This is a genomic window from Pseudohongiella spirulinae (genome assembly GCF_001444425.1).
Classification (GTDB): domain Bacteria; phylum Pseudomonadota; class Gammaproteobacteria; order Pseudomonadales; family Pseudohongiellaceae; genus Pseudohongiella; species Pseudohongiella spirulinae.
Genome location: NZ_CP013189.1, coordinates 2,542,838 through 2,566,590, shown reverse-complemented (window position 1 = coordinate 2,566,590; position 23,753 = coordinate 2,542,838). Strand labels below are relative to the sequence as shown.

General features: G+C 54.4%; 26 protein-coding genes. 4 read left to right on the top strand and 22 right to left on the bottom strand.

Going from position 1 to position 23,753, the window contains the following annotated elements:
- Positions 1-45 precede the first annotated feature (45 nt).
- The 5 genes from PS2015_RS11810 to dksA are packed head-to-tail and all read right to left on the bottom strand — an operon-like array spanning position 46 to position 5,921.
- A complete protein-coding gene (locus PS2015_RS11810) occupies positions 46-1,437 on the bottom strand; it encodes a sigma-54-dependent transcriptional regulator (protein ID WP_058022427.1) in 1,392 nt (463 codons plus the stop codon).
- Positions 1,438-1,468: 31 nt separating this feature from the next.
- The gene (locus PS2015_RS11805; RefSeq protein WP_058022426.1) at positions 1,469-4,402 is read right to left on the bottom strand and encodes an ATP-binding protein; all 2,934 of its coding nucleotides are present in this window, start codon (positions 4,400-4,402) and stop codon (positions 1,469-1,471) included.
- The gene (locus tag PS2015_RS15635; protein WP_156412731.1) at positions 4,386-4,562 is read right to left on the bottom strand and encodes a hypothetical protein; all 177 of its coding nucleotides are present in this window, start codon (positions 4,560-4,562) and stop codon (positions 4,386-4,388) included. The genes PS2015_RS11805 and PS2015_RS15635 overlap by 17 nt, the downstream gene beginning before the upstream one ends.
- A 13-nt stretch (positions 4,563-4,575) precedes the next feature.
- On the bottom strand, positions 4,576-5,481 hold the full coding sequence (gene gluQRS / locus PS2015_RS11800; protein WP_058022425.1) for a tRNA glutamyl-Q(34) synthetase GluQRS: 906 nt from the start codon (positions 5,479-5,481) through the stop codon (positions 4,576-4,578).
- Positions 5,469-5,921, bottom strand: a complete 453-nt coding sequence (gene dksA, locus PS2015_RS11795; RefSeq protein WP_058022424.1) for an RNA polymerase-binding protein DksA — start codon at positions 5,919-5,921, stop codon at positions 5,469-5,471. The genes gluQRS and dksA overlap by 13 nt, the downstream gene beginning before the upstream one ends.
- Positions 5,922-6,194: 273 nt before the next feature.
- On the opposite strand from dksA, the gene PS2015_RS11790 reads away from it, so the two are divergent.
- Positions 6,195-7,397: an aminotransferase class I/II-fold pyridoxal phosphate-dependent enzyme gene (locus PS2015_RS11790; RefSeq protein ID WP_082628117.1), complete on the top strand. Its 1,203-nt coding sequence runs from the start codon at positions 6,195-6,197 to the stop codon at positions 7,395-7,397.
- A 2-nt stretch (positions 7,398-7,399) separates the two neighbouring features.
- Here PS2015_RS11790 and PS2015_RS11785 read toward each other — a convergent pair whose 3' ends face one another.
- From PS2015_RS11785 to PS2015_RS11775, 3 genes are read right to left on the bottom strand one after another with little or no spacing between them, the layout of a single operon-like run.
- The gene (locus PS2015_RS11785; RefSeq protein WP_058022423.1) at positions 7,400-7,744 is read right to left on the bottom strand and encodes a Rieske (2Fe-2S) protein; all 345 of its coding nucleotides are present in this window, start codon (positions 7,742-7,744) and stop codon (positions 7,400-7,402) included.
- Positions 7,745-7,747: 3 nt separating this feature from the next.
- Positions 7,748-8,989, bottom strand: a complete 1,242-nt coding sequence (locus PS2015_RS11780) for a cystathionine gamma-synthase family protein (protein WP_058022422.1) — start codon at positions 8,987-8,989, stop codon at positions 7,748-7,750.
- 9 nt (positions 8,990-8,998) lie between these two features.
- Positions 8,999-10,381 (bottom strand): YfiM family lipoprotein, encoded by a 1,383-nt coding sequence (locus PS2015_RS11775; RefSeq protein WP_058022421.1) that lies wholly within the window; start codon positions 10,379-10,381, stop codon positions 8,999-9,001.
- Positions 10,382-10,438: 57 nt separating this feature from the next.
- Here PS2015_RS11775 and PS2015_RS11770 point away from each other — a divergent pair, with 57 nt between their 5' ends.
- Positions 10,439-11,053 (top strand): hypothetical protein, encoded by a 615-nt coding sequence (locus PS2015_RS11770; protein WP_058022420.1) that lies wholly within the window; start codon positions 10,439-10,441, stop codon positions 11,051-11,053.
- Between the two features lie 42 nt (positions 11,054-11,095).
- Here PS2015_RS11770 and PS2015_RS11765 read toward each other — a convergent pair whose 3' ends face one another.
- On the bottom strand, positions 11,096-11,728 hold the full coding sequence (locus tag PS2015_RS11765) for a hypothetical protein (RefSeq protein ID WP_058022419.1): 633 nt from the start codon (positions 11,726-11,728) through the stop codon (positions 11,096-11,098).
- 158 nt (positions 11,729-11,886) lie between these two features.
- Here PS2015_RS11765 and apbC point away from each other — a divergent pair, with 158 nt between their 5' ends.
- Positions 11,887-12,705, top strand: coding sequence for an iron-sulfur cluster carrier protein ApbC (gene apbC / locus PS2015_RS11760; protein ID WP_237113322.1), 819 nt, complete (start codon positions 11,887-11,889; stop codon positions 12,703-12,705).
- Here apbC and PS2015_RS11755 read toward each other — a convergent pair.
- Genes PS2015_RS11755 through PS2015_RS11740 form a run of 4 tightly spaced genes read right to left on the bottom strand, consistent with a single transcriptional unit; the run spans position 12,686 to position 16,469 of the window.
- Positions 12,686-14,395: a sodium:solute symporter family protein gene (locus tag PS2015_RS11755; protein ID WP_058022418.1), complete on the bottom strand. Its 1,710-nt coding sequence runs from the start codon at positions 14,393-14,395 to the stop codon at positions 12,686-12,688. The genes apbC and PS2015_RS11755 overlap by 20 nt on opposite strands.
- Positions 14,392-14,679 (bottom strand): DUF4212 domain-containing protein, encoded by a 288-nt coding sequence (locus tag PS2015_RS11750; protein ID WP_058022417.1) that lies wholly within the window; start codon positions 14,677-14,679, stop codon positions 14,392-14,394. The genes PS2015_RS11755 and PS2015_RS11750 overlap by 4 nt, the downstream gene beginning before the upstream one ends.
- 43 nt (positions 14,680-14,722) lie before the next feature.
- On the bottom strand, positions 14,723-15,742 hold the full coding sequence (locus PS2015_RS11745; protein WP_058022416.1) for a phosphotransferase family protein: 1,020 nt from the start codon (positions 15,740-15,742) through the stop codon (positions 14,723-14,725).
- Between the two features lie 34 nt (positions 15,743-15,776).
- Positions 15,777-16,469 carry a histidine phosphatase family protein gene (locus tag PS2015_RS11740; protein WP_058022415.1) on the bottom strand — a complete coding sequence of 231 codons (693 nt, stop codon included), beginning with the start codon at positions 16,467-16,469 and terminating at the stop codon, positions 15,777-15,779.
- A 103-nt stretch (positions 16,470-16,572) separates the two neighbouring features.
- On the opposite strand from PS2015_RS11740, the gene PS2015_RS11735 reads away from it, so the two are divergent.
- Positions 16,573-17,481: a LysR family transcriptional regulator gene (locus tag PS2015_RS11735; protein ID WP_058022414.1), complete on the top strand. Its 909-nt coding sequence runs from the start codon at positions 16,573-16,575 to the stop codon at positions 17,479-17,481.
- Here the strand turns inward: PS2015_RS11735 and yjgA are convergent.
- From yjgA to PS2015_RS11690, 9 genes are all read right to left on the bottom strand, one after another.
- Positions 17,457-18,002 carry a ribosome biogenesis factor YjgA gene (yjgA, locus tag PS2015_RS11730; protein ID WP_058022413.1) on the bottom strand — a complete coding sequence of 182 codons (546 nt, stop codon included), beginning with the start codon at positions 18,000-18,002 and terminating at the stop codon, positions 17,457-17,459. The two genes, PS2015_RS11735 and yjgA, sit on opposite strands and share 25 nt — an antisense overlap.
- Before the next feature lie 14 nt (positions 18,003-18,016).
- Positions 18,017-18,283, bottom strand: a complete 267-nt coding sequence (locus PS2015_RS11725; protein ID WP_058022412.1) for an HPr family phosphocarrier protein — start codon at positions 18,281-18,283, stop codon at positions 18,017-18,019.
- Positions 18,276-19,160 carry an RNase adapter RapZ gene (rapZ, locus tag PS2015_RS11720; RefSeq protein ID WP_058022411.1) on the bottom strand — a complete coding sequence of 295 codons (885 nt, stop codon included), beginning with the start codon at positions 19,158-19,160 and terminating at the stop codon, positions 18,276-18,278. The genes PS2015_RS11725 and rapZ overlap by 8 nt, the downstream gene beginning before the upstream one ends.
- Before the next feature lie 22 nt (positions 19,161-19,182).
- Positions 19,183-19,650 (bottom strand): PTS IIA-like nitrogen regulatory protein PtsN, encoded by a 468-nt coding sequence (gene ptsN, locus PS2015_RS11715; RefSeq protein WP_058022410.1) that lies wholly within the window; start codon positions 19,648-19,650, stop codon positions 19,183-19,185.
- Positions 19,651-19,717: 67 nt separating this feature from the next.
- Positions 19,718-21,214, bottom strand: a complete 1,497-nt coding sequence (locus PS2015_RS11710) for an RNA polymerase factor sigma-54 (RefSeq protein ID WP_058022409.1) — start codon at positions 21,212-21,214, stop codon at positions 19,718-19,720.
- A 101-nt stretch (positions 21,215-21,315) separates the two neighbouring features.
- On the bottom strand, positions 21,316-22,041 hold the full coding sequence (lptB, locus tag PS2015_RS11705) for an LPS export ABC transporter ATP-binding protein (RefSeq protein ID WP_058022408.1): 726 nt from the start codon (positions 22,039-22,041) through the stop codon (positions 21,316-21,318).
- Positions 22,041-22,613 (bottom strand): LptA/OstA family protein, encoded by a 573-nt coding sequence (locus tag PS2015_RS11700; protein WP_169792310.1) that lies wholly within the window; start codon positions 22,611-22,613, stop codon positions 22,041-22,043. Before PS2015_RS11700 ends, lptB begins: the two co-directional genes overlap by 1 nt.
- Positions 22,576-23,202, bottom strand: coding sequence for an LPS export ABC transporter periplasmic protein LptC (lptC, locus tag PS2015_RS11695; RefSeq protein ID WP_058022406.1), 627 nt, complete (start codon positions 23,200-23,202; stop codon positions 22,576-22,578). The genes PS2015_RS11700 and lptC overlap by 38 nt, the downstream gene beginning before the upstream one ends.
- Before the next feature lie 7 nt (positions 23,203-23,209).
- Complete coding sequence (locus PS2015_RS11690; protein WP_058022405.1) at positions 23,210-23,752, bottom strand: KdsC family phosphatase; 543 nt, start codon at positions 23,750-23,752, stop codon at positions 23,210-23,212.
- Position 23,753: the final 1 nt, after the last annotated feature.

Here is a 23,753-nt window from a genome sequence, read left to right as displayed (position 1 = left end):
CCAAATAACTCTAAACTAATGGGTAGATGAGTATCGGTAACAGTTTCAGGCCTGCTTCTTTTTGCGGGGCAGGCCAAAGCGCTGACGCCGCTCCCACAGACATTTGCGGCTGATGCCAAGTTTCTTGGCCAGTTGCGTCTCGTTCATCTGATCCTGGTGTTCCAGCACAAACTTCTGGAAGTAATCTTCCAGAGACAGCTCTTCAGCCGAGTCATCGTCATCAGTCTCGGTAATACGGGTACGTTCGGTCAGCGGCCGAATGACTCTCTTGCTGTTCAGATCAATCGCCAATAACTCTGCGCCAATCTCTGATGTTTCTGCCAGCACAACGGCGCGCTCAATGGCATTTTCCAGTTCTCGGACATTGCCGGGCCAGGAGTAGCTGGCAATGGCCTGGGTGGCCTCATTGGTAAATGTCAGAATCGGGGACTTCAGGCGTTGGCATGTGCGGGTGAGTATGGCATCAGCCAACTCCAGAATATCGTTACCGCGCTCACGAAGCGGCGGTAGCACCAGGGTCATCACATTAATGCGATAGTAGAGGTCTTCACGGAAATCGCCGTCGATAACCAGTTGTTTGAGGTCTCTGTGTGTTGCGGCGACCAGTCGTACATCCACCTTGCGGGACTGCACAGAGCCCACCTTGCGGATCTCATTTTCCTGCAGCACTCGCAGCAATCGGGCTTGCGCGTCCAGAGGCAGCTCGCCGATTTCGTCCAGAAACAGAGTGCTGCCATTGGCGGCTTCTACCAATCCGGTCCGATTGGCCGTGGCGCCGGTAAACGCGCCTTTTTCGTGGCCAAAAAGCTCGGACTCAATCAGATTCTCAGGGATCGCGGCGCAGTTCACGGAGATCATCTCTGCCTCGTGGCGGTCACTGAGCCTGTGAATGGCCTGCGCCACCAGTTCTTTGCCGGTTCCCGATTCGCCATTGATCAGCACCGTGGAGCTGGTCAGGGCCACTTTGCGTATACGGCGGAATAACTCCATCATCTGAGGGCAGCTACCGATCATTCCCGGCACCGGCGGTTCGTGTTCGGTATCGTCTGCTCTTGCTCTGCTGCTTATTGGTGTTGGTTTGGGGTTGTCTTTAATGATGCGCTCAACAGCCTGCAGCATCTCTTCGTGTTCAAAGGGCTTGGGTATGTAGTCGACTGCACCCAGTTTCATGGAATCGATGGCAGAGCGCAGGCTGGAATAGCTGGTCATGATCAATACCGGTGTGTCGGTGGCCTTGATCAGGTCGGTGCCCGGAGCCCCGGGCAGGCGCAGGTCGCTGACAACAATGTCGTAGTGGTTCTGAGCCAGCAGCTCGACGCCTTCCTTGACCGAGCCGGCTTCGCTGACCTGGTAGCCGTGACGCTCCAACAGCCGCCGGAGCGCTGTGCGTATAACCTGCTCGTCTTCAACTACCAGAACATTGTGCTGTGCTGTCATGGTTTTACTCAGTCAATAATAAACGGGGCCATTAGGCTTTTGCGTGCTGGGCATCATAACAGGGAAAACTGAGGATTACCCGTGCACCCGGGTTATCCTGCCTGTCACTGGCATTCATTATATCAATATGTCCGCCGAGGTTTTCAACCAGGCTGTAAACCAGCGACAGGCCCAGACCGGTGCCTTCGCCGGGCTCTTTGGTGGTGAAAAACGGCTCGAACACCCGGTCCCGGATTTCATCTGGTATGCCGGTTCCCTGATCGCTGATGCTGATTTGCACCGATGCTGCAATTCGTTCACAGCAGACCGTAATCGTGCTTTCTTCCGGACTGGCATCACGGGCATTATTGATCAGATTGACCAGGATCTGCAGTAGCTGCTGGGAATCACCGAGTATACGGGCATCCGGTTCACAGCTGACATCAAAGTGCATGTATTTGCCTTTCTTGTTCAGTGATACCAGCGTGATGGCTTCATCGATACATTCTGCAACGGAAACAATTTCGTGCCGTTGATCAGCTTTATTGTGCGTACCACTATGGGCAAAATTTACCAGAGATTGAACGATGCGCGATGTGCGATCAGTCTGTTCAATGATTTGTCTGGCCATGGTGCGCAACTCATCGTTCTGGGTCTCGTCACGAATGTTCTGTGCCAGGCAGGCAATACCGGTGATGGGGTTGCCAATTTCATGAGCGACACCGGCCGCCAGCCGACCAATTGAGGCCAGGCGTTCCGAATGCGCCAGCTCTTCTTCAAGCAGCTCAGTATCGGTGAGGTCTTCCAGCAGGATAATCACACCATCCTGGCGGATACGCGGGCTGGCTGATTGTTCGATGACGGCCTTGTGCAGGCTGATGTAACGCTTGTTGCCGCCAACATTGACGGTTACTTTGTGCAGGTGCGCGTTGTCGCCTTCCCGGAAGCGATTGAGCAGGGAGAACCAGGGTTCGCCGATTTCGCTCAGGTGGAGACCCACAGCCTCATCGGGTGTAGTGGCCGTGAGTGTTTCCATGGCGTGGTTCCACATGATGATCTGGTCGTCCGGTCCAAGCGAGCAGACACCCAGCGGCAGATCCATAAGAATCTGACGATGATAACGTCGCAGGTTGTCCAGATCGGCAGCCATGCCGGACAGGTTGCTGCGGTAAGCTTCGATCCGGCTTTCAATGGCTGCTACATCGGATGCGCCTGACTCGCTATTGGCTGTATAGGGCAGAAAGCGGTCAATCAGATCGTGCGCAATGGCGGGCCCCAGCAGTCCTGACAGATTGGCTTCCAGGCGGCCACGCAGCAGACGCAAGGACTTCGGGCGGCGATCCTGTTTATCCATGTTCAGGTCGCGCAGTGCCTGCATGACTTCGCGCGTGGCTGTGCGCTCGCCAAGAGGTTTGGTCAGTTGACTGATAAACTCGTCAGCTGAGCCGGCGGTGACCCGGGCACGACGTTGTCTGCGCAGGTTATCGACAGAGCAGATATCCGCCGAGATTTTTTCTTCGTTTGAACTGCGTGTGAGCAATGAGACAATCACGAACAGGGTGACATTGCATACCAGCGACAGTGCGACAATTTCACGAGTATTCAGATCACCGAGAGTGAAAAAGTTAATGCCGGTTGCAACCGGCAGAACCAGGAAGGCGACCCAGATGGCGGTGCCTGCCGCCAACCCTGCCATAAATCCTTTTTTGTTGCCGCGTGGCCAGTAGAGCAATGCGATAATGGCGGGCAGGAACTGCAGGCTGCCGATCAGGCCGATATTGCTGACTGCCCGGATGCTCTGACTGTCAGAGGGTATGTAATAAAAAAGGAAACCACCCCAGATCAGTGCGGCAATCAGTATGCGCCGCTTCCACAACAGCCAGCGATAGATATCCTGCCGCGCACTGGGTTGCCAGACAGGCAGGATCAGGTGATTCAGACACATGGTCGACAAGGCTAATGTAATCACGATAATCAGTCCGCTGGCGGCCGAGAGTCCGCCAAGGAAGCCGATAATGGTGAACAAAGGATTGTCATAGTCCATGCCCAGCGTAACCGGATAATACTCCATGGGCGACAGGCTGCCGGACTTGAGTCCTGCCCATAGTATTGGCAGCACCGGCAGGCTCAACAGCAGAAAGTAGAGTGGCAGTCCCCAGCTGGCAACGCTCAGTGCCCGCGGGTGGTTGTTCTCGTGAAATGTCATGTAGAACATCTGCGGTGTAGCCACCGCCGCGGTAAAAAACACCAGCATCATGACCTGGAACGTGCCCGGTGGAGCGGGCTCCTTCAGTCGTCGCAGCAGTTCAGGTTGTTGTTGCAGCCACTGCTCCATGGCGTCAAAACTGCCAAAACCCTTGAATACTGCAAATCCGCCTACCAACAGCAGAGCAACCAGCTTTACGATGGACTCAAAAGCGATGGTCATCACCAGGCCTTCGTGGCGTTCTCGCCCCGAGCCTTTGCCTGTTCCAAAAAAGATGGCAAACAGGGTGATTAACAGGCAAAAAGTCAGTGCCAGCGACAACTGGGTGGCTTCGGGTGCCAGCAACCCAACCGTGTTGGCAACGGCCTGAATCTGCAGGGAAAGCAGGGGCATAACAACAATCAGCATGACCAGTGTGGTGAGTGTGCCGGCCCAGGGGCTGCGGTATCGGAAGGCCAGAAGGTCGGCCAGCGAACTGAGCTGATAGGTTTTGGTCAGATTGAGGATGGGGCGCAGCACCAGGGGGGATAGCAGAAAGGCCAGCGAAATACCGATGAATGGAGCCAGATAACCAAAGCCGTCCCGGAATGCATTGCCGGTTGCGGCATAGTAGGACCAGACGCTGGCGAACACCCCCAGCGAAAGCACATATACAACCGGGTGGCGGACGATCCGCTCGGGAATCCAGCCTTTCTCGGTGACGTAAGCGATGCCGAACAGGATGGCCAGATACCCTATGCCGATGGCAAAGAGCGTGCTGAGTTCAAAGCTCATCGGAATTTTGTTCCCGATATGCCCAGGCCCCGGCCATGATAATCATTAGACACAGGATAAATGGTCGGTACCAGGCTCCGTCCATCTGCATGGCCCACTCAACGCTCAACAGGTACAGCAAGTAGCTGAACACCAGAATGATGAGGGTTGAAGGAGGCAGATACATAACTAGTCCACAATTAACTGAGCTGAGGAGAAACCACAATATTAGCCAACTTGGGTACACGCTGTATATCCCAGTTCCGGATTGCCCAGGGCAGAATATCGGAAACCGGGGCATCTGACAGCTCGCTGGGTACAGGATGGGCCAGAAAGCTGAGCGCCTGACGGATCATGTTGGCGCCTTCGGTCAGACTCAACGCACGCGAAAAGTGCTGTTTGCTTAATTTCTGGCCATCTTCATTGCTGGCAACAGGCAAGTGCGCATAGCGTGGAAGCGGGAGCTGCAGGCATGATTGCAACCAGATTTGCCGTGGAGTCGACTCCAGCAGGTCATAGCCTCGCACAATATCTGTGATTTGCTGCCAGGCGTCATCGACAACCACGGCAAGCTGATAAGCAAACAGGCCATCACGACGGCGCAGGATAAAGTCACCGCAGTGCGTTTTTAATTGTTGCTGGTAAAGTCCCTGTATCTGATCTTCAACGCAGATGACAATGTCATCCACTTTCATGCGGATCGCATAATCCTGCCGGGGTGGTGATTTGCGCTGGCGGCACTTGCCATCGTAAACGCCCCCGAGCGCATGGACACGTTTGCGTGAGCAGGTGCAGCGGAAGGTCAGGCCGACCTGTTCCAGTCTGTCCAGCGCATCCTGGTAGGCATCGAGCCGTGTGCTTTGATAAACAACGTCGCCGTCCCAGTGCAGGCCATATACATCCAGGGTGCGGAGAATCTGATCAGCGGCACCGGGTGGTTCGCGGGCCGGGTCAAGGTCTTCCATTCGAAGCAGCCAGCGGCCGTTATGAGACCGGGCGTCCAGATAGCTGGCCAGCGCAGCCAGCAATGAACCGAAATGCAGGGCGCCGCTGGGAGAAGGTGCGAAGCGGCCGATGTAAGAAGGGGTGCCGCTCAGGCACCCCATTGCTTTTCGCGGATTTCATCCAGCGTTTTGCAGTCAATGCATTTATCGGCCGTCGGGCGAGCCTCAAGACGACGGATACCAATTTCAATGCCACATGACTCACAGTAACCGTAATCGTCCTGGGCAATTTTTTCGATTGTCGAGTCGATTTTTTTTATCAGCTTGCGCTCACGATCCCGGGTTCGCAGTTCCAGGCTGAATTCTTCTTCCTGAGTAGCACGGTCGGCTGGGTCTGGATAATTAGCCGCTTCATCCTGCAAATGATGCACGGTGCGATCGACTTCTTCCATTAACTGGTTTCGCCAGCTTCTCAGAATAGCCTTGAAGTGCTCTTTCTGAGCCTCGTTCATGTACTCTTCGCCTTTTTTTAACTTGTAAGGCGTAAAGTTTTTCAGCACGGATGCGCTGTCGGTTGCAGTAGTTGCTTGCGTCTTGGACATGGTTAACCAGGCCTCTTACCCTCACGGGTTTCCCGAAATTTCCGCCCAGCGTTGCAGGGCCGGAAATTTGACTCTTAACAGTAGCGCGATCCTGCGCGCTTGCCAACAGAAACTATGCCTCTGTCATGGATCTGCATTCCCTGCAATCCCGGCTGAAAACTCAGGCCGACTTCGGCAAGCGCAGTAAGCTACCAGATTATTATCGCTCAGGCTACAAAAAATGTTATGTTGCCGAGCTTGTTTTTCGTGCTTCAAAAGTATGGCTCAGGAACTATGACAGAACGACAGTTGACAGCGGCAATGCGCACCCGAAAAGTGAACCCATTCAAGGTTATGGATGTGCTGGAACGAGCGCGTCAACTGGAGTCAGCCGGTCGGTCAATTGTGCATCTTGAGGTCGGGGAGCCTGACTTTACGGCACACCCTCTTATTGTGGAAGCTGCGGTGCGGGCCATGCGCAGCGGCAAAACTCAGTATACACCGGCCAGTGGTCTGCCAGCTCTTCGGGAGCGCATTGCGCAATTCTATTCTCAGCACCACGGTGTGCAGGTAGATGTCAGTCGTATCATCGTAACACCGGGTGCCAGTGGTGCTCTGGTACTGCTGTCGAATTTGCTGCTGAATCCATCAGATCAGGTCATGATGCCCGACCCGGCTTACCCCTGTAACCGAAACTATGTCCACCTGATGGGTGCTGAGGCTGTGCTTATTGCGCCGGAAACACCGGGATTGGCGGCACCGACCACTGCGCAGTTAGATGCAGCATACAATGAGTCCAGCAAGGGATTATGGCTGGCATCTCCGGCTAATCCGACAGGCGCAGTCATTGACGCCACCCGTATGTCTGAATTGAGTGACTGGACGCGGCAGCGGGGCATGCATCTGGTCATGGACGAAATCTATCACGGCCTTGATTTTGTTAAGCCCGTAGCAGACGTGACGCCAATGGGCGATTTACCGACTGCGCTGAAATTTGACGATAATAATTTTGTTATAAACAGCTTTTCAAAATATTTTGGTATGACTGGTTGGCGTGTGGGTTGGGTAGTGGTGCCGCAAGCCTTCAGCGAAATGGCGAATATTCTGGCGCAGAATCTTTTTATCGCCGCATCAACGCCTTCTCAGTACGCCGCCTTGCATGCTTTCGATGACGATGTGACAGGCGTGCTGGAAGAGCGACGGTCAGAGTTTCGCCAACGTCGCGACTTTTTGGCCAGCGCCTTGCAACACATCGGTTTCAGTCTGCCATGGCAGCCGCAAGGGGCTTTTTACTGTTACGCAGACATCGGGGCGTTTGCAGATGACTGTGAGTTGTTCTGTCAGCAAATGCTGGAGCAACATGGCGTCGCGATGACGCCGGGCACCGATTTCGGGCAGCATCAGGCCAGAAGGTATGTGCGCCTGGCTTATACGCGCAGCATGCCTGACCTGGAACTGGCCGCCCAGCGCATAGTTGATGCGCTGCAAAGTCGCTGAATTCAGATTCGCCCGAGCGTGGCGATATGTGCTTCTTCCACCATCATAAAGCCATTGCCCATTTCAAACGGAATGGCTTTTAATGATTTGCCCTTACAGGGCCCCTGTATGCACAAGCCGTCTTCCACTACAAACAGCGCCCCGTGTGTTGCGCATTGAATGAACACGCCATCCGGATCCATAAACTGATCTTCCAGCCATTCCAGAGGCGTGCCCAGGTGGGGGCAATAGTTGTAATAAAGGTGAAGCTGATCATCCTTCTTGACAACAAATAACTGCTTGCCGTTAACATCAAAACCTTTGGCGCGACCTTCTTCAATGTCGCTGTGGTGACACAGTGTAATCATCGTTTATTTCAAAGCCTGTTCAAAATCGTTCAGCAGATCGTCAATGTCTTCGATGCCAACTGACAAACGAATCATATTGTCGCCGATGCCCATGGATGCGCGACGTTCCGCACCCATCTCGTAAAAGATGGTATGAGCAACAGGAATCGCCAGCGTTCGGGTATCACCCAGATTGCTGGAGGCGATGACGCAGTCGAGTTGGTTCAAAAAGTCGAAACAGTCCAGATCATCCTGCAGGTCGATGCTCATAATGGCACCCGGTTTGCGGAATAATGTCCTGGCCAATTGATGCTGAGGGTGTGTGGTCAGACCCGGGTAATAAACTTTCTTGATCCGGGGGTGTGACTCGCAAAACTCGGCAAGGCGCTGCGCATTATCGGCGGCGCGATCCATTCTCAAAGGCAGTGTTTCTGATCCTACAGCCAGGTGGTGGGCAGCTTCAGGCCCGAGCGTAGCCCCAAAGTCTCGCAGTCCTTTTTTACGAATCTGGGTGGTGCCCCAGAGTCGAACATCACCTTGCCGATACAGGTCCAGAATATTCGGGAATTTTTCCCAGTCATACAAGCCGGTATCCGTCAGCATTCCCCCCAGTGCATTGCCATGGCCACCGATATACTTGGTCAGCGAATTGACAATCAGGCTGGCGCCAACCTGGGCTGGCCGGAACAACCAGGGCGAAGTCATGGTGTTATCCACCATATAGATGATTCCCTTTGATGCGCAAAGCTGCCCGATTAGCTTCAGGTCGGCAACCTGGGTGACGGGGTTGGCGATCGTTTCGGTAAACACCAGCCGGGTCGCAGGAGTCAGAGCCGCTTCAACATTTTCCACGCGTGTGGTGTCCACAAAGCTGACATCAATGCCGAAGTTGCGAAAGGAGTTCAGCAGGCTGTTGGTGTTACCAAACAGAAAGGCGCTGGAGATAATGTGATCGCCGGGGCGCAGCAGCGCAAACAGTGCAGAGCCAATGGCCGCCATGCCGGTCGCAAATGCAGTACTGGTCAGACCCTGTTCCATTTTTGTAATGCGGTTTTGCAGGGCATTAACTGTCGGGTTCTGCTGACGGCCATAGTTATAACCCGGTTTTTTGCCCTGAAATACAGCAGCGAGATCGTGTGCATCGTCGTAGGTAAATGCGACGGAAGTGTGTACCGGTTTGTGCAGAACACCATGCTCCGGATGATCGCGGCGGTCAGCGTGCAGATTGGTGGTGGTGAAACCGGAAGCGTCAGATTTTGAACTCATGGTGTAGGATTAATCCAGGTAAATTGGCAACACAGCAATTTGGTCGCTGATCTGTGCAAGGCGGTCATTGTATACATCACTGTTACGATCTTCAAAAATGTCTGCAAAAGCGCTTTCCGAGAGGGCGTCAGCATCGGTCGCCGGCGAGGGCATAAAATCGGTTTCAGCACCGGCTGAGGCCATGCGCCGCTGCAGTCTGCGGGCGGATTCTGGATTGCTCGTTGCCGCTTCGGCAAACGCCACACCGGCCAGGTTGGCAGTCATATCACTGAAACTGAAACCGCTGCGTCGTTGGCTGTCGTACACCTCTTTGATGTTACTTAATACCTGGGCGATTTCGGCGCCGGCCGAAACGGCCAGAGCAGCTGAGGTAATGAAGTGCTGGCTCAGGTCACTGCGGCGAAACAAGGTGGTCTGCAAGCCGCTGGTGTCCTGCAAAGGTGTATCTGCTGATACGGCAATCAGTTCGTCAATGGGTAATCGATTTACAAACAGCGATAACGAGAGCAGCAAGGCCCGGTTTTCCGCGATGGTGTCCGCATCTGAGTCGCTGCGCTGAATGGCGAGTTTGAATAACTGCGGCAACAATTGAACCAGGGAGGCCGAGCGGCCATGCGCAGATAGCTGTGCTGACAGTTCCAGAGTTCTCAGGTGATAAGCCAATACGCGGTCCCGGTCCTCCGGCGGCACCAGCACCTGCCGGGCCTGGTCACGGATGCGAGTGAGCGTTTCAGGCTCCCAGTGCAGTTGCAGATGCAACTGATCATTCGCCAGTGTAATGGTCCGCACTTGATGGCGCAGAGTCGCCATTTCCTGAGTTGCCGCATCGGCGTTGCCCAGTCGCTTGCCAGCCAACTGCTCGGCTATTCGTATCACAGGGGCGGGTATTGGCAGATAACCGGCTCTGACTGAGACCAGACGAGCTTCTCCTTCGCGCTGGGCAAAGTGAGCAGAAAGGTTCGCATAAAGCGGTATGACATTGCCGAATATCGGCATGCTGAGCTGGCCGTAAGCCTGGTCACCATCGATCGTGAATGCCACGGCAGAATCTTGCAGAAGGTCCAGATTATTCAGCGCGAAATTGCCCAGCAGGCTAAGTTCGTCGCCTGTCAGGCTCAGCTCGCGTTGCCCACTGCTGCTGAGTCGGGAAGGGCTGTTGTCCGCAATCAACTGTTCCAGTTGTCTGATGTCGGCAGCCTGCAGGGTGCCGTCGCCCGGCACAAGTGGAGTCGGACGCAATGTCAGGGCCGCGAGCATGACTGCCAGAATCAGGGGCAGGCTCAGAGCCAGCAGCAAAAATAGGCGGATACGGTAAATGGGCATGTCGGCATTATAGATGAACAGCCACCCGGGCAGCCAATTTGTTGCAGAATTGGTCCGGGCTGTTGGCATGGTGTGTTAAAGTTAGCGAAATTGATCCGAAAACGATGGGTTAACAGGAATCTGGCTATGTTCGAATTACGTCGCTCAGGCACTATGCCACTGATGGTAGTGGTCACTCTATTACTGACTGCCGGCTGCGCCGGGCAGTCGGCTCAGGACGCTATTTTAGCGCAGCAGCAGGCTGAGGCGCAGGCCCGCGAGATGGCGGAGCAGGCACGCCAGGCGGAGATTGCCCGACTGGAAGCTGAACGCAGCGAGAGAGAGCTGCGCGAAGAGCTGGCGAGAATGCAGGAGGAGCGGGAAGCTCTGGCCCGCGCCCGGGAAGCGGCAGAGCGCGAAGCGGCTGAGCGGGCTCGCCAGGCTGCCCTGCTGGAGCAACAACAACGTCAGGCTGAACAGGCTCGGCTGGCGCGCGAGCAGGAACAGAGAATTGTCGAGCTGGAGCGACAACTGACCGATTATGAGGCGCGCATCAGCCGTCGCGAACGAGCCAATGAGCGGCTGTCGCAAGCGATTACAGCTGCCGAGGAACTGTTGCAAATGCTGGCCAGTGAGCAGAGCAAGTACGAAAATCTGGATGAAAACGGTCAAACCGTTGAGCCCTTGCAGAAATCACTGATCTCCGAGCTTGAGGCACGCAAGGATCAATTGGTGCGCGAAGCACGTTCGCTGGGCAACTGATAGCGTATCGGCCGGACGCAGGCTTGCCCGGCAGGCGTGTCGTCAGTCGATGGGCAGCCGCTCAAAATGATACATCAACCACTGCGAGCCGTAATTGATCTCATCACTTTGCACATCACGCCAATAGGTGCGTACGCTGCGTACGCACTGGTAAATGCGGAAGGAACGGGTATCCTCGATGATCAGGCCGCGAACTGAAGGGTTCAGTGTGTAGTTGGATATCTCCACCAGCTTCCAGTCTTCCAGCATGGTACGGGTGACACATTCGCTGCCGCTGAGCAGATCCTGATAGGGCACCTGAGCCTCCGCCCAACCTTGCGGTGGCACGCTTAACTCCAGTACCAGCTCTGTATCTTCCTTATCACCTGTTTCATCAGTAAAAATAACTTTCTGTAGCTCGATTGTTGCATCGCTTTGGTTTTGTGCGACGATGCGCAGGCCAGCATTTGAACTCAGGTGCCAGGCCGAGGAGTAAATAGCATATTTGACAGGGTGATCAAAGGCTTCCTGCGTCGTGACCAGCGGATCATTGCCGGAAGTCGCCTGTTCGGCTAACGCGCCGCCAGGCAGCCATGTCGATGCCAGCAGGCAGCTCAGCAGCCAGACGGGCGTCTTCCGGAAGCCGTGCGGCCTCGGGTTTCGATCAGTGGAACAGGTCATAGTGCTTACAGTCATAAGCTGATCTTATATCGTCCATTCGCCTTAATATCAAGGCCGTAAGTGTGTCGAAGCGCAACAGCCGAACGGTTGTCGGGTCAATTGCGGTTGTGGTGCTGAATATAGCAGACTGTTTGTTGGATAATGCAGTTTTATCGACCGGTGGGAGGTGTCAATTGAAAGGATTGTCAGCAGTTAAACATATTGTCTGCATTGCGTCGGGTAAAGGCGGCGTGGGTAAATCCACCACGGCGCTCAATCTGGCGATTGCCCTGCAAAAAATCGGTGCCAGGGTGGGGCTGCTGGACGCTGATATCTATGGCCCCAGTCAGCCGTTGATGCTGGGCGTGCCGCCAGGCACCCGGCCGCGCGTGTTTGATAAACAGAGCATGGAACCGGTTATGGCGCATGGCCTGCAGACCAACTCTATCGGTTATCTGGTCGAACCGGAAACGGCGATGGTATGGCGTGCACCGATGATTGTCGGGGCATTCAATCAGATACTCCAGCATACCTTATGGGAGGATCTGGATTACCTGATTATCGACATGCCGCCCGGAACCGGAGATATACAGCTCAGCCTGTCACAGACGATCAAGCTCAGCGGTGCTGTGATTGTAACTACACCGCAGGACGTTGCGCTGCTTGATGCCCGAAAAGGTATCGAGATGTTCCGCAAGGTCAGTGTGCCCATTCTGGGCGTGGTGGAAAATATGAGCATGCATATCTGCTCCAACTGCGGTCACAGTGAAGCGATTTTTGGCAGCGGCGGTGGCGAGCGATTGGCGCAGGACTACGGTGTACAAGTGATTGCTACTCTGCCACTGGATCTGTCGATTCGCGAACATACTGATGCTGGCACACCTCTCCTGCTCAGTTCGCCGGACAGCCCGGTTGCCCGGGCGTACCTGGAACTGGCCGAAACGCTTGTCAGCGCGGTGAACAATTCGGCAATTGATGCCACCGCTCCCCGGATCAGTGAGACTGATGACTGAGCGGGACAGTTGGCACGTTGCCGGGCAGCCGGATTTCTTCAACCATATTCTGAATGTCACGCGGTGGCGCCGGGCTGAACCGGCAGACAGTCAGGGCGACCGCTGCATTGATCAGTGTGCCCACGGTGCCGATGCCTTCCGGTGATATGCCGAACCACCAATTTTCCGGTGTGCTGGATTCCGGTGATACGAACTTGAAGAAGATGATATAAGCGGCTGTGAACAGGAAGCCGCTGAGCATGCCGGCAATCGCACCTTCGCGATTCATGCGCCGATAGAAAATACCCAGCACGATAGCCGGGAAGAACGAGGCTGCTGCCAGGCCAAAGGCAAATGCGACAACCTCGGCCACAAACCCGGGCGGATTGATGCCAAAGTAGCCGGCAATCAGTATGGCAACAAATATTGCCAGTCTGGCAAACAGCAGCTCCTGCTTTTCACTGATACCTGGCATCATACTGCGCTTAAGCAGGTCGTGTGACACGGCAGTTGAAATGACCAGTAGCAGGCCGGCGGCTGTTGAAAGCGCCGCCGCCAGCGCTCCGGCCGCTACCAGCGCGACAACCCAGTTGGGCAGGCCGGCAATTTCCGGGTTGGCCAGCACCATGATGTCACGGTTGACTGTCAGTTCATTGATGGCGGGGTCGCCGGAGTACTGCACACGCCCGTCGCCATTCTGATCATCGAATTGAATAAGCTGGGTAGTCTCCCAGGTGCTAAACCACGAGGGCAATTCCTCATAGCTTGCATTGTTGACTGTGTTCAACAGATTGGTTTTGGCGAATGCCGCAACCGCCGGTGCTGTTGTGTAGAGTATGGCGATGAACACCAGCGCGTAGGCTGCGGACTTGCGGGCATCACGCACACTGGGGACAGTGAAAAAACGAATGATGACATGGGGCAGGCCGGCCGTTCCGAACATAAGAGCGGCCGTAATAAAGAACACATCCTGTGTCGCGCGTTGCCCGGCTGTGTAGGTGGCAAATCCAAGCTCCTCACTCAGGCTGTCCAGCCGGTCCAACAGGTAGCCGCCACCGTATTCTTCGGTCAGTTCGGCGCCAAAACCCAATTGTGGTATCGGGTTTCCGGTCATCATCAGGGAGATGAAAATGGCTGGCACCATGTAGGCAAAAATCAGCACACAGTACTGGGCAACCTGAGTGTATGTGATGCCTTTCATGCCGCCCATCACGGCGTAGAAAAATACAATGGTCATGCCGATGATCACACCGGTAGTGATATCGACCTCAAGAAAGCGGGAAAACACAATGCCGGCACCCTGCATCTGGCCGCAGACATAAACAAACGATACGGAGATGGCACAGAAGATGGCCACCATGCGTGCGCTGCGAGAGTAGTAGCGGTCGCCAATAAAGTCCGGTACCGTGAATTTTCCGAATTTGCGCAGATAGGGTGCCAGCAACAGGGCAAGAAGCACATAGCCGCCGGTCCATCCCATCAGATAAAAAGCACCATCGCGGCCCAGGAACGAAATCAGACCAGCCATGGATATGAATGATGCGGCTGACATCCAGTCAGCGGCCGTTGCCATGCCGTTAGCTAGTGGATGAACACCGCCACCGGCGACATAAAAATCGTTGGTTGATGCCGCTCTGGACCACACGGCGATGCCGATGTAGAGACCAAACGACAGGGCAACAAATACATAGGTCCACAATTGCACGTTCATGCCTGGGTCTCCTTTTCTGGGTCACTCACTGAGCTGTCCCGGTGATAGCGGGCGTCCAGTCGATCCATCCAGAAGACGTAGACAATAATGAGTATCACAAAGACATAGATGGAGCCCTGCTGGGCAATCCAGAAGCCCAGTTTGAAGCCACCAAAGCGGAAGTTGTCCAGAAAATCAGCCAGCAGAATGCCGCAAACAAAGGATATAAATGCCCAGACTGTTAACAGTGTTGCCAGAATTCTGACATTTGCTTTCCAATAGGCTCTTGCGTGTTTATCGCGCATACCCAGACCTCAGTTTTTATTATTCGCTCGATGGTAGCACTCGTCACTTGATAGATGCCAGCCCCAATTCTGCCAGCGGTTTGACCAACTCCCCCATGCGTATCGCCCTGGCACTGGAAGCATTGCCATCAAGTCCGCGTTTGTATACGCCCTGCAAAATGGCAGCCAGTCGGAAAAAACTGAATGCCATGTAAAAGTCCCAGTTGGCGGGTGATTTTATCTGTCGGGCCTGACAATACAGATCAATCAGCTCGGCTTCTTCGGGGATGCCCAGTGCGGACAGATCCAGGCCCTGCAGGCCTTTGATTTCGCCTTCACCTGGCAGGCGCAGAGCCATCAGGTAGTAAGCCAGATCGGCCATTGGGTGACCCAGTGTCGCCAGTTCCCAGTCCAGCACGGCACGTACGTCAGGACTGTTATGGAAAAACATGACATTATCCAGGCGATAGTCGCCATGAATGATGCTGCTTTGGGCGTCGTCATCTGGCAGATTGGCCTGCAACCAGTCGATTAACTGATCCATAGCGGTTATGGTCTGAGTGGCTGACGCCTGATATTGCTTGGTCCAGCGTGATAGCTGGCGTGCAAAATAATTGCCGGGACGGCCAAAATCCTGCAGTCCTGCAAAGACATAATCGACATTATGCAGACTGGCCAGTGTATGGATCAGAGATTGGTAATAGGCGCGGCGCTGGCCGGTTTCGATCGCCGGCAGGGCAGGGTCCCAGTGCACGTCGCCGGCCTCATAGCTCATAATGTAAAACATACTGCCGATGACACCGTCATCCTCACACAGTGCCAGGGCGGTCGGCACCGGCACGGCACTGCCCTGCAATGCCTTGATCAGCCGATATTCACGATCAACGGCATGAGCTGAGGCCAGCAGCTGCCCTGGTGGTTTGCGCCGCAACACATATTGCTGCTCACCGCAGTTCAGCAGATAGCTTGGATTGGATTGCCCGCTGGCAAATTTTTCAAGTTGATAGCGCCCGTCACAGTCCGGCAGATGAGATTGCAGCCAGCTCGCCAGTGCGTTGTTGTTGTTCATCGGGTCATTGCTCATGCGTGGTATACCTTTTGATTTTAGAGCTTGCTGATCAGGTATAGGTCAAACAATGCAACCGGTCTTTGCGCTGCAGGTGCGGCAGACTATTGAAAGTGGTCAGCTGCAGACCGCGCTGATTGAAGTAAAAATGATGGGTGCCGGTATTACGAGTCTGCATGTTCAGGTTAATCAGGGTTTCTACCCCGCAGCCCAACACTTGCGCGACAGCCATGGCCATGGCGCCGCCTGAGCTGACCACCAGTACGGACTGCTCGGTTTCGGCCGTTGTTATGCTTTTTAAGGCCTGTTCAACACGGTCATAGAACTGCTGCCAGGTCTCCAGGGTGTTGGCACAATCCGGATGCGCAGCGTGCAGTTCGTCTTTGGACCAGGCTTCCATGGCGCGGCGCAGCATCTGGAAAAACAGCCGTCCACCGTCTGCCGTGCCTGGTGTTTCAATGCCCGCGACCTGGCAATAGACGGCAGCCAGGGTATGGAAATCGAACTCATTAAAGCCGACGTCGCACTCAAGTGACTGTTCCAGGTTCATCGACTGCAGAATGCCCCGGGCGGTCTGTTGCTGACGGAGCATGGAGCCGGTGATAACCCGGTCAAAATGAATGCCAAGTTCGCTGAAATAGTCGCCCAGCCATTGAGCTTGTTGCAATCCAAGAGGCGATAATTGGTCGTAATTATCTGCGCCAAAAGACGCCTGTCCGTGGCGGACCAGGTACAACTGGCTCATAAGTCAGAATCCGCGCTATTGATTTGTGTTATTGATAGATTAAAGTATCATTCATGAGAATAATACATTTGATTGACTCCGTCATGCGGAGAGGGGCTTTGTTCTGAAAAAACTGGACCTTAATCTGTTTCTGGTATTTGACACCATTTACACGGAACGCAACCTGACCCAGGCCGCCAGGACACTGGCGATTACCCAGCCGGCCGTCAGCAATGCCCTGTCACGTCTGCGGCGGGTCTTCAATGACGAGTTATTCGTGCGCACATCAAAAGGGATGCTGCCGACCCCCGTGGCCGACAGCATTGCCCAGAACATATCGGCAGCACTGAATCTGCTCAATGCCAGCGTCCTGGAACGCGAGGAGTTTGACCCCAGATCAGCAGAGCGCACATATAGCTTCAGCATGACAGATCTCGCGGAGGCGGTGATATTGCCGCGACTGTTTCCCTACTTTGAAACTCATGCGCCAGGTTTGTCCCTGCAAAGTTATTACACCAAACGCCATGAACTGGTTCGACAACTCTCGCGTGGTGAGCTGGATTTTGCGGTCGATGTGCCGTTGATTGAGGACGCCCAGGTTGCGCATCAGTCCCTGATTAAAGAAAACTATGTGTGTGCCATGCGACCTGATCACCCATTGGCGGGCCAGAATCTGACATTGGACGCCTATCTGGCGATGAGCCATATCCATGTGTCCAGTCGCCGACGCGGCCTGGGGCAGGTTGATATGGCGCTGCTGAAACACCAGGCAGAGCGCAAAATTCAACTACGGGTTCAGCACTATCGGGTCGCGGCTGAAGTCGTCAGTGGCACAGACCTGGTGCTGACCGTACCGCGCTTTCTGGCCGATCAGTACGCCTTGCTTTTACGGCCATTGCCGTTTGAAGTGCCTGCTCTGGATATGCATCTGTACTGGCATCGACAGTCTGACAGCGATCCGTCGCACAGATGGCTGCGTGACTCACTGATAGGTCTGTTCAGGACTCATCAGTTGATGACTGATTTAACATAGTCAAGCAGCTTGCGTCGTGCACGCATGAGTTGATCATCGGAACCAATGTGCTCGCTCGCCGTATCTGACAGTGTGCTGTAGTTGCGCTGCAGTTGTCGCAGCGTCTGCCGCTGCGCCATCGGCCACTTGTCCAGAAACGCCTCCAGGGCATCATTGTCTGCGCTCAGCAGGCGTTGCCCCCAACGTTCAATGTCCTGACTACGTCTCACCTCGCGAGCACTGGGCGTTCGCAGTTTTTGCAACGCTTCGGCGATTGCTTCATGATCAGCCGCTCGCATGACCTTGCCGATAAACTGCAACTGGCGGCGCTTCGCCTCATTTTTGTTTGGTAGTCGCTGGTATTCCTTTAATGCCTGCAGCAGCGACTCAGGAAGCTCTATTTGTTGTAACTGGCGCGCATTCAGGGTCAGCAGCTCTTCACCCAGTTTTTGCACGGCAGTCATGCGTTGTTTGCGACGGGTCTTGCTTTCAGCGGTATCGTCCGCGTGCAGGACCGCGCTTTTATCGTTGGGAGAAGTCATTCTGTGCCGGAGCCCTATTCGCCTTCATCGAAGCGGTCATTAACGAGTTTTGTGATAGCCAGCAGTGCCTGCTCTTCGTCATCGCCGTCAACGATGATTTTTAAAACGGTACCTTTGCCGGCGGCCAGCATCATCAGTGAAAGAATGCTGTGCGCATCAACCAGCTTTTCTGTGCCAATGGAGACTTTGCTGTTGAACTGATTAACAATGCCGACCAGTTTGGAGGCGGCGCGCGCGTGAAGGCCGGCCTTGTTGCAAATAGTAATGGTTGACTCAATCATGTTGCACTTTCCCGGTCGCAGGCCGGCTTAATTCGCGATGTAGAAGCTGCAGGTTGCTTATTTTGTCAGAGAACTCACCATACAGGCGCTCGCACAGATAGACAGAGCGATGCTGTCCGCCGGTGCAACCAATGGCGACAGTCATGTAGCTGCGATTGCTGGCTTCGTAGCTGGGCAGCCAGCGTTGCAAATATTGGGTGATATCCGTCAGCATGGCCTCAACATCGGGATGGCTGCTCAGAAAGCTCACTACGGCCGCATCCTTGCCCGTGAGATGGCGCAGGCTGGCATCCCAGTACGGATTGGGCAGGCAGCGTGCATCAAACACCAGATCGGCATCAACCGGAACGCCGTTTTTGAATCCAAATGACTCAAACATCACTGACAGACTGGCGTTCTTTCTCTCCAGTATTCGGGAGCGCACCAGTTCGCGCAATTGATGGACTGACATTGAACTGGTGTCAATAGACAATCCGGCCAGAGTGGCTATGGGCTCCAGCAATTCCCTTTCTTTGTTGATGGCCTCGCGCAGTCCAATGCTGTCGGTAGTAAGCGGGTGGCGCCGACGGCTTTCGCTGAAACGGCGAATCAGTACCGGGCTGCTGGCATCCAGGAAAATCACTTCCGGGTTCAGGCTTGATTCCTGCAGGTTTCGCAGGATATCAGGGACTTTTTTAAGATCATCAGGAATGTTGCGGGCATCAATACTCACGGCAACGCGGGGCAATTCCTGCTGCTCATGGCTGATGCGCTGAATGAAGGCAGGCAACAGGCTGGCCGGCAAATTATCGATACAGTAATAACCACTGTCTTCCAGCATGTTAAGCGCCGTACTTTTACCTGAACCGGAGCGACCGCTGATTATCAAGAGTTTCACGCGCGTACCTGCCTGACGAGGGTTATTGGCTGCTTTGCTGATCGAATCGAATGGCGGTGTCGTAAAGTTCCTGGTCTGTTGCAGCGGCTCGTAAAGCCTGGCAGAAAGCCTCCTGGTGGAACAGGTGCGCCAGCGCGCTTAACACACGGAGATGCTCTGCTGTTTCTTCAGCCGGTACAATCAGAATGAACAACAGGTCCACCTGTTGCGAGTCGACGGCGTCAAAATCAATGCCTTCTTCCAGCTTGACCAGTGTGCCGGTGATCGCATCGCACTCGGCGACCCGGCAATGCGGGATAGCAATACCGTTGCCGATTCCCGTGCTGCCAAGTTGCTCCCGTGCCAGCAGCGCTGTGTAAATGGAGTCGGCGGACAGTTGCGGTGCTGACTTGGCGATCTTTTCGCTGATGGTTGTCAGAAAGCGTTTTTTGCTGACCCCGGGCAGATTACAAAAAACCCGTTCCGGGGTAAGAATACTGGTCAGTTGCATGAATAGGTCCTGTTATCCGGAGACGACATTCTAGAGCCTTGCTTCTTTGCTGGCAATCGGACTGGTCTCAGTCCAGGCGTTTTCGCTCGTTGGAGGGCGGTATCGCCAGTGATTCACGATACTTGGCAATTGTCCGCCGTGCTACGTTAATACCCTGCTCTTCCAGCAGTTTGGCAATTTTACTGTCACTCAGCGGCTTGCGGGTATTCTCTGAAGCAACCAACTTTTTGATCAGGGCACGTATGGCGGTAGATGAACATTCGCCCCCGGCAGCTGTACTGACATGGCTGGAGAAAAAGTACTTAAGCTCGAAGATGCCGCGCGGCGTGTGCATATATTTTTGTGTGGTGACCCGGGAAATGGTCGACTCATGCATTTCAACCGCTTCGGCGATATCGTGCAGAACCAGGGGTTTCATGGCTTCTTCGCCATGTTCCAGAAAACCCTGTTGATGCTCAACAATTCGACTGGCGACTTTCAGCAGGGTTTCATTGCGACTCTGCAGGCTTTTCAGAAACCAGCGGGCTTCCTGCAGATTGTCTCTCAGGTAATTGTTGTCTGCACTGTTTTCAGAGCGTTTTACCAGTGCTGCGTAGTCGGCATTGATGCGCAACCTGGGCGCTGTTTCAGGGTTTAGTTCGACCTGCCAGCGGCCACTGCGTTTGTCTTTGGTGACAATGACATCGGGTATAACATAATTGGTATTGGCCGGCGCAATGTCGGCGCCGGGTCGCGGATTAAGTTTTTCGATGATGGCAATTGCATCACGCAGTTCATGTTCCTTCAGTCGGGCCAGACGCATGATCTGTGCGTAGTCGCGGCTGCCAAGCAGGTCCAGATGGTCTTTGACCAGCACCAGGGCATGTTCAATTGCCTCTGTTCGGGCCGCAACCGGAATCTGTTGCAACTGGATGCTCAGACACTCGGATAGATCGCGGTAAGCAACACCCACCGGATCGAATTGCTGGATGCGGTGCAGTACCGCGATGACTTCGTCCTCGTCGACCTCCAGTTCGCCCTGCAATCCTTCCAGAATAGACTGCACACTGACTGACAGCTGACCATTAGCGTCAATGGCATCGATAATGGCCATGCCGATCAGCCGGTCTATATCGGACATATTGGTCAGATTGAGCTGCCAGCTCAGGTGATCCTGAAGTGTTTCTGAGGCGGAATCGCGAGACTCAAAGTCGTTGTCGTCACTGTCAGATGCCGGGCCGCCGGTTGTGTAGGTGCTCTGGTAGATGTCGTCCCAGTGCGTGTCGACGGACAACTGCTCCGGAATGCTGTCTTCCCATTTGGAGTCGCTGCTGTCTTCAGAGGTGTCTTCTGTGGCTTTGGCTGTTGCCTTATCAAATGCCAGTTCGCGTTCTTCGTAGGAGTCGTTGGTACTTTCTGGCGCTTCCTGTGACTCGTCGAGTTCCAGCATGGGATTGGATTCCAGTGCTTCGTGGATCTCGTTCTGAAGGTCCAGTGTTGATAACTGCAGTAGCCGGATAGCCTGCTGCAGCTGCGGTGTCATGGTCAGTTGCTGACCAAGTTTTAGCTGTAGCGAAATTTTCATGGCGACAAGTACTTCATTTAAACCTGGTGCCCGGCACAGAGGATTTGAAAGCAAGCATCATGCCGAGTTGGTGATGTTTTTGCAAGATCACGGCGGTCCATCTAAATGTGAAAGTTCTTGCCAAGATAGACTTCCCGGACCTTCTCATTGGCCAGGATCTGCTCTGAGCTGCCTTCAGCGATGATACCGCCTTCGCTGACGATGTAGGCTTTGTCGCAGATGTCCAGAGTTTCCCGGACGTTGTGATCGGTCAACAGTACTCCAATGCCGCGCTGCTTCAGGTGTTCGATAATCGATTTGATATCGCTGACAGAGATCGGATCTACGCCAGCAAAAGGTTCGTCCAACAAGATAAAGCGCGGGTCATTTGCCAGAGCCCTGGCGATTTCTGTGCGACGACGCTCACCGCCTGACAGGCTCATACCCTTGTTCTTGCGGATATGATTGATGTGAAACTCCTGAATCAGACTGTCGAGCTTCTCTTGTCGGCCAGCTTTATCGAGGTCGTTGCGGGTTTCCAGAATGGCCATGATATTGTCTTCGACCGACAGGTTGCGGAAGATCGAAGAATCCTGAGGCAGATAGCCAAGTCCCAGTCGCGCGCGCGCAAAAATTGGCAGACCGGTCAGGTTTTCATCATTGATAAGAATGCGGCCCCTATCGGCATTAACCAGACCGACAATCATGTAGAAACAGGTAGTTTTACCGGCTCCGTTGGGGCCCAGCAGGCCAACGATTTCGCCGCTTCGCACAGACATGGAGACGTCGCGGACGACCTGGCGGCCTTTGTAAGATTTGGCCAGATTAAAAGCGTTCAGAATATCCATTATTCAATGGGCGCCAGCACGCCGGAGCAAGGGCCGGGTGAGTCAGTCGCGCCGGTTTCAACAATGTGTTTGATTTGGGAGCACTCCAGCGCCGTGCGGCCACGGGTAAAGCTGGCCTGGCCCTGGAATTCGACCACGGACAGCAGGACCTGGCTGTTACTCTGAGTATCTGTCTGGTTGTAATACACAATTCTTGTGCTGGAGCCATTGATGGTTTCCGCGCTGTCTTCTGCATTGCGTACAAATCGGGCGGGTTCACCTTCCACTGTGACGCGAATCAGGTCGCCGCTGCTGACGTCCTGCTCCAGGGTGGCGGTATCACCGAATATGACAATCAGCCCCTGTTGAATGCGAACATTGCCGCGTAGTGTAGTGGTTCTGACGTTGCCAACTGTTTCAATGCTGCCGCCGCCATCGGCACTGTAAAGAATGTCCTCAGTGCTGTCAGAGGGGGCAACGGCCGACAGGCCGGCCGCCGGAATGAGCAGACAGCAAAGACTCAGCAGGCAGTGCAGCGCAGTCAGCAAGACTGGTTTACGGCGGGCTGATGTTAGAGAAGCGGCCATTAACATTTGATAAAAATTCCAGTGAATCTGATGACAGGTCAGCACGCATGCCAACCGCCTGTTGTGTAATACTGCTGCCAGAAACATTGACCACGGCATCTGTGTGAAGGCGCTGAGTGTCGGCGTCTACAACAATCCAGTCAGTTGTCAGGCGAACGCTGTCCGTGCCATTCAGTTCATGGCGGATCTGCACACCCTGTTCAAGTTCCAGCTGCTGTATGCTGCCCCCGGAAGTGGCACGAATTCTGCCTGATAATGCTGAGATATTCCAGCGCTCCTGATTGGCTTCATACATTCTGATGATGGGTATATCCAATTCAGAAACTTGATCGGGATACATGCGCTGAGACTCGGCACTGATCTCGTAAGTCAGTTCACCACTGGCGTCGAAAATATGGCTCCGGATGCCGCGGCCAAAGGCTTCGTAAGGTGTTTGTCCGGCGATTTCCATTGGCGTGTCGGGTTCGTCGGTTGTTGAAACTCCAAGTCGACCGGTGATTACCCAGGCGATAATCACCGCCGGAGCGAGTGCCAGCAGCCAGTTCCTCAGGCGGATGGTGCTTAGTTTGCGGCCTGCCAGGTCTTTCAGATTCATAGGGTGCTCACGACGTGTAGCTGTCCAGAATGTCCTGGTATTTTCCCTGTGACTGTAACAGATAGTCGGCTACTTCGCGCACCGCTCCCTGCCCGCCCGGGCGCTCTGTACAAAGTGACGCATATTGCCGCAGACTGGCATGGGCATTGGGTACTGTGATTGCCAGGGCGCTGGCCAGCATTATCGGCAGGTCCGGCAGGTCATCCCCTACACAGGCAATTTCATGCGGTGCATACGGCGCGTTTTGCAGCAGCTCCTGCAGAGCATTCAGCTTGTCTTCCCGTCCCTGCCAAAGCAATGTGATTCCAAGTGCAGTGGCACGCCGTTCCAGAGCTGCAGAGCGGCGTCCGGAGATTATGGCGACCTGTATGCCATTAGCCTGCAGCAGTTTGATACCGTGTCCGTCCAGGGTGTTAAACGCCTTCAGGCTTTCGCCCTGTTCGCTGAAGTACAGTTGACCGTCGGTGAGCACGCCATCAACATCCAGCACCAGCAACCTGATATTTTTGGCACGTTGGTCGAGCGTCTGCTTATCGCCTGTATATTGCATG

Excerpts from the sequence above, each read along its gene's own strand:
- PS2015_RS11750 (WP_058022417.1), bottom strand. The coding sequence starts at position 14,679 with ATGCGCGATAAACACGCAAGAGCCTATTGGAAAGCAAATGTCAGAATT.
- PS2015_RS11710 (WP_058022409.1), bottom strand. The coding sequence starts at position 21,214 with ATGAAAATTTCGCTACAGCTAAAACTTGGTCAGCAACTGACCATGACA.
- PS2015_RS11770 (WP_058022420.1), top strand. The coding sequence starts at position 10,439 with ATGTTCGAATTACGTCGCTCAGGCACTATGCCACTGATGGTAGTGGTC.
- PS2015_RS11740 (WP_058022415.1), bottom strand. The coding sequence starts at position 16,469 with ATGAGCCAGTTGTACCTGGTCCGCCACGGACAGGCGTCTTTTGGCGCA.
- PS2015_RS11775 (WP_058022421.1), bottom strand. The coding sequence starts at position 10,381 with ATGCCAACAGCCCGGACCAATTCTGCAACAAATTGGCTGCCCGGGTGG.
- lptC (WP_058022406.1), bottom strand. The coding sequence starts at position 23,202 with ATGAATCTGAAAGACCTGGCAGGCCGCAAACTAAGCACCATCCGCCTG.
- lptB (WP_058022408.1), bottom strand. The coding sequence starts at position 22,041 with ATGGATATTCTGAACGCTTTTAATCTGGCCAAATCTTACAAAGGCCGC.
- gluQRS (WP_058022425.1), bottom strand. The coding sequence starts at position 5,481 with ATGGGGTGCCTGAGCGGCACCCCTTCTTACATCGGCCGCTTCGCACCT.
- yjgA (WP_058022413.1), bottom strand. The coding sequence starts at position 18,002 with ATGACTTCTCCCAACGATAAAAGCGCGGTCCTGCACGCGGACGATACC.
- PS2015_RS15635 (WP_156412731.1), bottom strand. The coding sequence starts at position 4,562 with ATGTATCTGCCTCCTTCAACCCTCATCATTCTGGTGTTCAGCTACTTG.
- PS2015_RS11745 (WP_058022416.1), bottom strand. The coding sequence starts at position 15,742 with ATGAGCAATGACCCGATGAACAACAACAACGCACTGGCGAGCTGGCTG.
- PS2015_RS11700 (WP_169792310.1), bottom strand. The coding sequence starts at position 22,613 with ATGTTAATGGCCGCTTCTCTAACATCAGCCCGCCGTAAACCAGTCTTG.
- PS2015_RS11810 (WP_058022427.1), bottom strand. The coding sequence starts at position 1,437 with ATGACAGCACAGCACAATGTTCTGGTAGTTGAAGACGAGCAGGTTATA.
- PS2015_RS11785 (WP_058022423.1), bottom strand. The coding sequence starts at position 7,744 with ATGATTACACTGTGTCACCACAGCGACATTGAAGAAGGTCGCGCCAAA.
- PS2015_RS11690 (WP_058022405.1), bottom strand. The coding sequence starts at position 23,752 with ATGCAATATACAGGCGATAAGCAGACGCTCGACCAACGTGCCAAAAAT.
- PS2015_RS11725 (WP_058022412.1), bottom strand. The coding sequence starts at position 18,283 with ATGATTGAGTCAACCATTACTATTTGCAACAAGGCCGGCCTTCACGCG.
- PS2015_RS11780 (WP_058022422.1), bottom strand. The coding sequence starts at position 8,989 with ATGAGTTCAAAATCTGACGCTTCCGGTTTCACCACCACCAATCTGCAC.
- ptsN (WP_058022410.1), bottom strand. The coding sequence starts at position 19,650 with ATGCAACTGACCAGTATTCTTACCCCGGAACGGGTTTTTTGTAATCTG.
- dksA (WP_058022424.1), bottom strand. The coding sequence starts at position 5,921 with ATGTCCAAGACGCAAGCAACTACTGCAACCGACAGCGCATCCGTGCTG.
- PS2015_RS11765 (WP_058022419.1), bottom strand. The coding sequence starts at position 11,728 with ATGACTGTAAGCACTATGACCTGTTCCACTGATCGAAACCCGAGGCCG.
- PS2015_RS11790 (WP_082628117.1), top strand. The coding sequence starts at position 6,195 with ATGACAGAACGACAGTTGACAGCGGCAATGCGCACCCGAAAAGTGAAC.
- PS2015_RS11755 (WP_058022418.1), bottom strand. The coding sequence starts at position 14,395 with ATGAACGTGCAATTGTGGACCTATGTATTTGTTGCCCTGTCGTTTGGT.